Source organism: Dyella sp. (genome assembly GCF_036746095.1).
Lineage (GTDB): Bacteria > Pseudomonadota > Gammaproteobacteria > Xanthomonadales > Rhodanobacteraceae > Dyella_B.
Window position 1 is genome coordinate 26,481 of sequence record NZ_DAIOEU010000053.1, and the last position, 7,117, is coordinate 33,597.

The 7,117-nt window shown below is 65.4% G+C and carries 7 protein-coding genes; 3 read left to right on the forward strand and 4 right to left on the reverse strand.

The window, feature by feature from the left end; genetic code table 11:
• The first annotated feature begins 12 nt into the window (after positions 1-12).
• Together glk and V7M64_RS17580 are read left to right on the forward strand one after the other, a co-directional pair.
• Positions 13-1,029, forward strand: a complete 1,017-nt coding sequence (gene glk / locus V7M64_RS17575) for a glucokinase (RefSeq protein WP_333680900.1) — start codon at positions 13-15, stop codon at positions 1,027-1,029.
• A gap of 15 nt (positions 1,030-1,044) precedes the next feature.
• The gene (locus V7M64_RS17580; RefSeq protein ID WP_333680901.1) at positions 1,045-1,728 is read left to right on the forward strand and encodes an HAD family hydrolase; all 684 of its coding nucleotides are present in this window, start codon (positions 1,045-1,047) and stop codon (positions 1,726-1,728) included.
• A 135-nt stretch (positions 1,729-1,863) separates the two neighbouring features.
• Here V7M64_RS17580 and V7M64_RS17585 read toward each other — a convergent pair whose 3' ends face one another.
• The 4 genes from V7M64_RS17585 to V7M64_RS17600 all read right to left on the reverse strand — a co-directional run bounded on the left by V7M64_RS17585 (position 1,864) and on the right by V7M64_RS17600 (position 6,828).
• On the reverse strand, positions 1,864-4,887 hold the full coding sequence (locus tag V7M64_RS17585; protein ID WP_333680908.1) for a DEAD/DEAH box helicase: 3,024 nt from the start codon (positions 4,885-4,887) through the stop codon (positions 1,864-1,866).
• Positions 4,888-4,972: 85 nt separating this feature from the next.
• Positions 4,973-5,998 (reverse strand): NAD(P)H-dependent glycerol-3-phosphate dehydrogenase, encoded by a 1,026-nt coding sequence (locus V7M64_RS17590; RefSeq protein WP_333680903.1) that lies wholly within the window; start codon positions 5,996-5,998, stop codon positions 4,973-4,975.
• A 24-nt stretch (positions 5,999-6,022) separates the two neighbouring features.
• Positions 6,023-6,526 (reverse strand): protein-export chaperone SecB, encoded by a 504-nt coding sequence (gene secB / locus V7M64_RS17595; RefSeq protein WP_333680905.1) that lies wholly within the window; start codon positions 6,524-6,526, stop codon positions 6,023-6,025.
• Positions 6,527-6,540: 14 nt separating this feature from the next.
• Positions 6,541-6,828 (reverse strand): hypothetical protein, encoded by a 288-nt coding sequence (locus V7M64_RS17600; RefSeq protein WP_333680906.1) that lies wholly within the window; start codon positions 6,826-6,828, stop codon positions 6,541-6,543.
• 161 nt (positions 6,829-6,989) lie between these two features.
• On the opposite strand from V7M64_RS17600, the gene rpmB reads away from it, so the two are divergent.
• On the forward strand, positions 6,990-7,117 hold a 128-nt coding region (gene rpmB, locus V7M64_RS17605), incomplete at its 3' end, for a 50S ribosomal protein L28 (protein ID WP_333680910.1).

Below are 7,117 nucleotides of genomic sequence, written 5' to 3' on the forward strand. Positions count from 1 at the left end.
CCTGGATTGCCCATGGATCGCTCCATCACCTCACCCACCCTGTTGGCCGATCTCGGCGGCACCAACGTCCGTTTCGCCCTTGCTGATGCAGCGGCCCCCTCGCCGCTGCTGCTCGATAGCGTGCAGCGCTATCGCGTGAAGGATTTCGACACGCTGGCCGATGCCATGCGCCAGTATTTCGCCGACACCGGCTACACCGCCACGCAGTCGATCATTGCTGCCGCCGGCCGCATTGCCAATGGCGAGACGGTGAAGATCACCAACAACCCCTGGGCGGTATCCGCGCATGGACTGGAGGCGGAACTGGGCTTTGAGCGCGTGCGCCTGGTGAACGATTTCGCCGCGCAGGGCATGTCGATTCCGCTGCTCAAGAACGCTGAGCTGCAGGCCGTCGGCAAGGTGTTGCCGCCCGAACACAACCACAGCGCCGCCACGCAGACGTTTGTGGTGATGGGTCCGGGAACCGGTCTTGGCGTGGCGGGTTTGTTGCTTCGCCATGGCCACTGGATCGTGCTGGAAACCGAGGGCGGCCACTCCGGCTTTGCCGCACACACAGCCGAAGATGTGGAAATTCTCCATCGCCTCAACGCGCGGTTCGGTCGCGTGTCGAACGAACGCATGATCTGCGGCAACGGCCTGGTGAACCTCTACCTCGCCTTGGCCGACATCGCCGGCCAGCGCGCCGAGGAATACACGCCCGAAGACATCACCGCACGCGCCACCGACGGCAGCGACTCGCTGTGCGTGCGCACGGTGGAAACGCTGGCCGGCATTTTCGGCAGCGTGGCGGGCGACCTGGTGCTGAGCCTGGGTGGCTGGGATGGCGTGTACCTCACCGGCGGCGTGCTGAAGATCCTGATGCCCTGGCTGCAGCGCGGCGGTTTCCGCGAGCGCTTCGAGGCCAAGGGCCGCTTCCGCGACACCATGGAACACGTACCGACCATTGCCATCACGCACCCGGAACCGGGCTTGCTCGGCGCGGCGGCGTTGGCAGTGCTGGAAACCGGCCGCAGTTTGCCAAAGCAGTAATCACGCAGGATCGTCATGCCCCGCTCCAACACCGCCTTCCTCTTCGACCTCGACGGCACCCTGATCGACAGCGTGTATCAACACGTGCTGGCCTGGAAGGAAGCGCTGGACGAGGAAGGCGTGGTGCTGCCGGTGTGGAGCATCCACCGCAAGATCGGCATGAGCGGCGGCTTGTTCACCAACATCCTGCTGCGTGAAACCGGCCTGGACATCACGCCGGAACGCATCGAGCGCCTGCAGCAGCGACACGCCGAAGCGTTCAATCGCCATCACGCCCAAGGTTCGGTGCGCCCGCTACCCGGTGCGCGGGAACTGCTGCAGTTCCTCACCCAGGAAAAGATTCCGTGGGCGATCGCTACCAGCGGCCGCATGCGCACGGCAGCACACAACCTTGACGCGCTCGGCGTCGATCCGAACGAGGTGCCGGTGGTGACGCGCGACATGGTTCGCCATGCCAAGCCCGATCCGGACTTGTTCATCGCTGCGGCCGAACGACTGGGCGTGGACATCCATCGCTCGCTGGTGATCGGCGACAGCATCTGGGACATGCTGGCGGCGCAGCGTGCGCGTGCACTCGGCGTGGGATTGCTATCAGGCGGCTACGGGCAGGACGAGTTGCAGCGCTCCGGCGCGTTTCGTGTGTACGACGATCCCGCCGGCTTGCTCAAGCACATCGATGAAGTGGCGGCGCGAGACTGATTGCAGGCGCGTCGAAAGCCGCTGGACCGTCATGCTGCGCCGCGCGGAAGCGATGCGAAACGAAAAAACACCGCGCTCAATGTGTCATTCCCGCGAAAGCGGAGGCGCTTTCGCGATGACGCCCATGAGAAGCAGTTAGCCTGGCGCCAGCAACGCATCCAGATCGGCCTGATCGAAGCTGAGTTTCTCGCGCGTACCGCCGCCTTCCAGCACCGCCTGGGCAAGCTCCGCCTTGCGCGCCTTCAATTCCTCGATGCGCTCTTCCACCGTTCCCGACGTAATCAGGCGGAACACGAACACCGGCTTGTCCTGGCCGATACGGTGCGCACGGTCGCTGGCCTGCGCTTCGGCGGCGGGATTCCACCACGGGTCGTAGTGAATGACCGTATCGGCCGCGGTGAGGTTGAGGCCGACGCCGCCGGCTTTCAACGAGAGCAGGAACAAGGGCACGTCGCCTTCCTGGAAACGCTGTACCGGTTCGGCGCGATCGCGTGTTTCGCCGGTAAGCATGACGTAGCGGATGCGGTGCCGTTCGAGCTCGTTCGCGATCAGCTTGAGCATCTCGGTGAACTGCGAGAACAACAGCACTTTACGGCCTTCGGCGAGCAGCGCGGGCAGCATGTCCATCAGCAGTTCGAACTTGGCGGAGTCGCGCACGCCGCGTGCGGCTTCCAGCTTGACCAGGCGCGGGTCGCAGCACACCTGCCGCAGCTTGAGCAGCGCATCGAGCACCACGATGCCGCTGTGCGCGATGCCGCGCTGGGCAATCACGTCGCGCAGCTCGTCGGCCAGCGACAGGCGCAGGCTCTCGTATAGCTCGCGCTGGCGCCCATCGAGCACCACGCGGCGCGTGATTTCGGTTTTGGACGGCAGTTCCGCTGCCACTTGCGCCTTGGTTCGGCGCAGGATGAACGGGGCGAGGCGGCGGTTGAGGCGCGCCTGGCAATCCTCGTCGCGCTGCTTTTCGATCGGTACGCGGTAGTGACGACGGAATGCGCCTTCATCGCCCAGCAGGCCCGGCACGGACAAATCCACCTGCGACCAGAGTTCACCCAGGTGGTTTTCCAACGGCGTGCCGGTGAGGCAGATGCAGCGCGGCGCGCGCAAGGTGAGCGCGGCGCGGCGTGCCTGCGTGCGCGGGTTCTTCACCTGCTGCGCTTCGTCGAACACGATCAGCGAGAACGGTTGCTTGCGCAGCGTCACCACGTCACGCGGTAGCAAGGCATAGCTGGTGAGGATGATGTCTTGCGCGGCGATCTGCGAGAAATCTCCGCTGCGTTGCGGGCCATGCAAGGCAAGTGCGCGCAGGGATGGCGCGAAGCGGCCGATTTCCGCCAGCCAGTTCGGGATCAGGCTGGTGGGCACGACGATCAACGCAGGCTGTTGCAAGGCGTCGCGTTCCTTCAGCGCCAGCAGGTGCGTGATTAACTGCAACGTTTTGCCCAGACCCATGTCGTCGGCGAGTACGCCACCCACGCCGGCTTCGGCCAGTGCGTTCAACCAGCGCAAGCCTTCGCGCTGGTAGGGGCGCAGTTCGACCGTAAGGCCCGCGGGAACGGCATCGCTGGCGCGTTCGGCAGCATCGCGCAAGCGCGCGGTAAATCCGCGCAATTGCTCGGGCGCCTGCAGCTCGCCGCCCACCGGAAGCGCTTCGACGATCTCTTCCAGGCGGCCGGCCTGCACGCGCGGCAGATGCAGTTTCTTCTTCGGCTTTTCGAGGTATTCGGCCAGCGGCGCCAACAGTCCTCGCAATTCCTTCAGGCGCACCGGCACGCGGCGGCGCTCATCGACCGGCGCATACCACACGGCATCCTCGGGTTCGTTCGGCGCCGGGCTGAGATTGAGCTGATGTTCCGCCAGCGCCTGCGCTACCGCGGGCAGGAGATTGCGGCGCTTGCCTTCCACCTCGATGCCGATTTCCAGATCGAAGGCGTGATCGTCGGCGTCTTCCACCGCGTTGCCGTACCAGCGTACCGGGCCTTCCAGCACTTCGAACGGAAAGCTCGGTGCGTATTCGAGCAGGAAGCCTTCGGCCTCAAGCTTCGGCCGCAGCGCCAGCCAGCGCGCGGGCGTATTCACTTCGAGCGCGCCAGCGTGGCCCTTGCCGGGGAACAGCCAGGCGTCTTCAGGCAGCGTGTCGGCCAGATCCCAGGGCAGGCCTTCGGTGTCGACGCCGAGCGTCAGGCCGGCGCGTTCGAGTTGTTCCATGGCGGAAAGTTCTTCCGCACGCCGACGCGTGATTTCCACCAACTGGCCGTTGCGTACGCGACGCACCAAGGGTTCGCCGCCGCGTCCGGGCAGGCGCTCACCCGCATAGTCGAAGGCCAGGCGCGCATAGGCCAGCGGCGGCGTGCCGGCGGCCAGGCGCGCGTGGCGTGTCAACGCGTGCAGGATCAATATTGGTTTGGGCGCGAGTTCGGCACGGCGCAGCTGGTCGAATACCTGCGGCTGCGGGATGCGATGCGCCAGGCGGCTCGATGGCAACGCGCCGCGCAAGAGACGGCTGTATTCGTGCTTGAGCGGGGGCAGGTCCAGCCAATGCGTTTCTTCCGGATCGGCTTCCAGATGGCCCAGTTCGGCTCGCTCTGCATCCAGGTACCACAGCCCGTCGATGCGCAGCAGGCGCTGGCTGTGCGGCAACGCTGGCAGCAAGCGCTGGCTGCCGTCCTGTTCCAGTTGCCAATGCCAATTGAGCTGATGCGACTTGCCGCGCGACAGGCGCAGCCCGGCGAGCCCGCCCAGGAAACAGGGTGCGGTATCCAGCATCTCGGCCAGGAGCGCATTGCCCACATGGCCTGACAAGCGCGCGTAACTGCGTGATTTGCGCAGGGCCTGCGGCAGGCCGAGCACGGTCGCGGCCAGCCGTTGTTCGTGCAGGCTCAGGATCGAGTGGGAAAGCATTTTGCTTTCCAGCGGGGCGGGCCGGGTGAAACGGCCATGTTCGCCCGGTACCAGCAACACCGGGGCCGAATCCAGGCGCGCATAGGGTGCGCCGTCCTCCGGCATCACCTCGAAGAAGAAACCGAGCACCACATGTTCGTGCGCGCCCTCCGCAGCAGGCTTGCCGAGCAGCTTGCGCCACACGCCGGGCAGGCTTTCCTCGCGCTCTTCATGCTGGGCGGAAGCATCGCCGTGCTGGTTCTCGTCCGGTAGGTGCATGCGCATGCGTTCCCTGGAGCGATCAAAACCTTGAGCTTAACAGCGTTCCGGGTGCGCACCACAAGCGGATGCGCACAAAAAAAGCTCAATGCGTTCCGAACAGGTCCTGCGGGTATTCCGGCTTCTGTTCGCGTGCCATCAGCGCCTTCATGCCTTCGACCGGTGTCACGTCGCCGTGCAGCACGGCGCGCACACCTTTGCTGATCGGCAGGTCCAGGCCGTGCTTGTCGGCCAGGCGCACGACCTCGTTGGCGGTGACGACGCTTTCGACGACCTGGCCGATCTGTGCCACGGCGTCGTGAATGCCGACGCCCTGCCCCAGCGCCAACCCCAACCGGCGGTTGCGCGACAGGTCGCCGGTGCAGGTCAGCACCAGATCGCCCAGGCCGGACAGGCCCATCAGCGTTTCCGGCTTTGCACCCAGCGCCACGCCCAGGCGCAGCATTTCGTTCATACCGCGCGTGATGAGACCTGCGCGAGCGTTCAGACCAAGCTGCATGCCATCGGCGACGCCGGTGGCGACGGCGAGCACGTTCTTCATCGCGCCTCCCAGCTCCGCGCCCAGCACGTCGTTGCCGGTGTAGACGCGGAAGTTCGGCGCGTGCAGCAAATCAGCCAGCTGCTGCGCAAACGCAGCGTTCTCGGAGTGCACCGTGACGGCGCTGGGCTGGCCGGAAGCCACCTCGCGCGCGAACGACGGGCCGGTGAGCACCGCCGCCGACCGCCCCGGCAACCTTTCGGCCACCAGCTCATGCAGGAAACGGCCGGTGCCCGGCTCGAAGCCCTTGGTCGCCCAGGCGATGTGGGTACCCGGATCGAGCAGCGGCGCGATCTCATCGAGCATTTCGGCAAAGGCATGGCTGGGCACCACGATCAGCAGCGTGGTGGCGCCGCGTACGGCCTTGGCCAGATCGGGCTCGAAAACGAGCCCGGGCGGCAGCTGCAGATCCGGCAGGTAACGCTGGTTGCGATGGCTGGCAGCCATATCCGCCAGGGCCGCCGCATCGCGGCCCCACAAGCGAGTGGGTACGCCGTTGCGCGCGGCCATGGTGGCCAGGGCCGTGCCCCAGGAGCCAGCCCCGAGCACGGCCAGGATCGGCTGGTCGGTCATATCAGGACCTTGTTCGCCGGATTTTCAGCTGTTGAGCATCGGAGCCTCGCCACCGGCGCCCATGCGGCGCTGCTGCTCGGCGTAGAGGGCCTCGAAATTGATCGGCTGCAGCAGGAATGGCGGGAAGCCACCTTCCTGCACCAGGTTGGAAATCACATGGCGCGCATACGGGAACAGCAGGTTCGGGCAGTAGCTGCCGATGATGCCGGCCTGGTCGGCCTCGGCGAAACCTGCGATGCCGAACAAACCGGCCTGCTGTACTTCCGCCAGATAGGCCGTGCGCTCATTGATGGTGCAGGTCAGGGTCAGGGTCAGCACGACTTCGTACAAGTCGTTGCCCAGGCCGGTGGCGCGCTGGGACAGGTTGAGCTGCACCTGGGGGGCTTCGGTGATCTCACCGATTTCCTGGAAAATCTGCGGCGCATTGGGCGCCTCGAAGGATACGTCCTTGACGTAGATTTTCTGCAACACGAGCTGCGGCTGGTTGGCCTGACCGGCACCCTGGCCGTTGGCGGTGATATCTACCATGGGTATCCCTCGATTCAAAAGACGAAGCGCGCGAGGCGCAAAGAAGGGGAATTGTTCCATACATCCCCGTCTGTCGCCATGTCGGCGAAAGCCGCGTAGAGGTGCGTCAATCCCTTCTGCGTGGGCGTCATCGGCGCTGTCTGTTCGCAGATCACCAGGCCATTGGCGAAGGCAGACTGGCCATCCGTCGAGACGATGGACCGACGATGCGGACAGGCGGAGCGGGCGGTGCCTGCGCACAGGGAATGAGCTCGCCGCTGGTCACAGATTGCACACTCGCCTGTTTTTACCGGATAATGCACGGCTCGCCCCCGTCGACCCGGCCTGCCGGGTATCTCCGCAACGCGATGCGGACCTCACGACCAAGCGACCCGCAACACCCTCCAGCATCGCGTGGCGCATTGCGCCGCTGGGCCGATGTCGCCCTGGCTAACGGGCGGTTTACGAATTTACGGAGGTCATCATGGCCCGTGTATGCCAAGTCACCGGAAAGGGTGTGCAGACCGGCAATAACGTCTCGCACGCCAACAACAAGACCCGCCGCCGCTGGTTGCCCAACCTGCATGAGCGCCGGTTCTGGGTTCCCAGCGA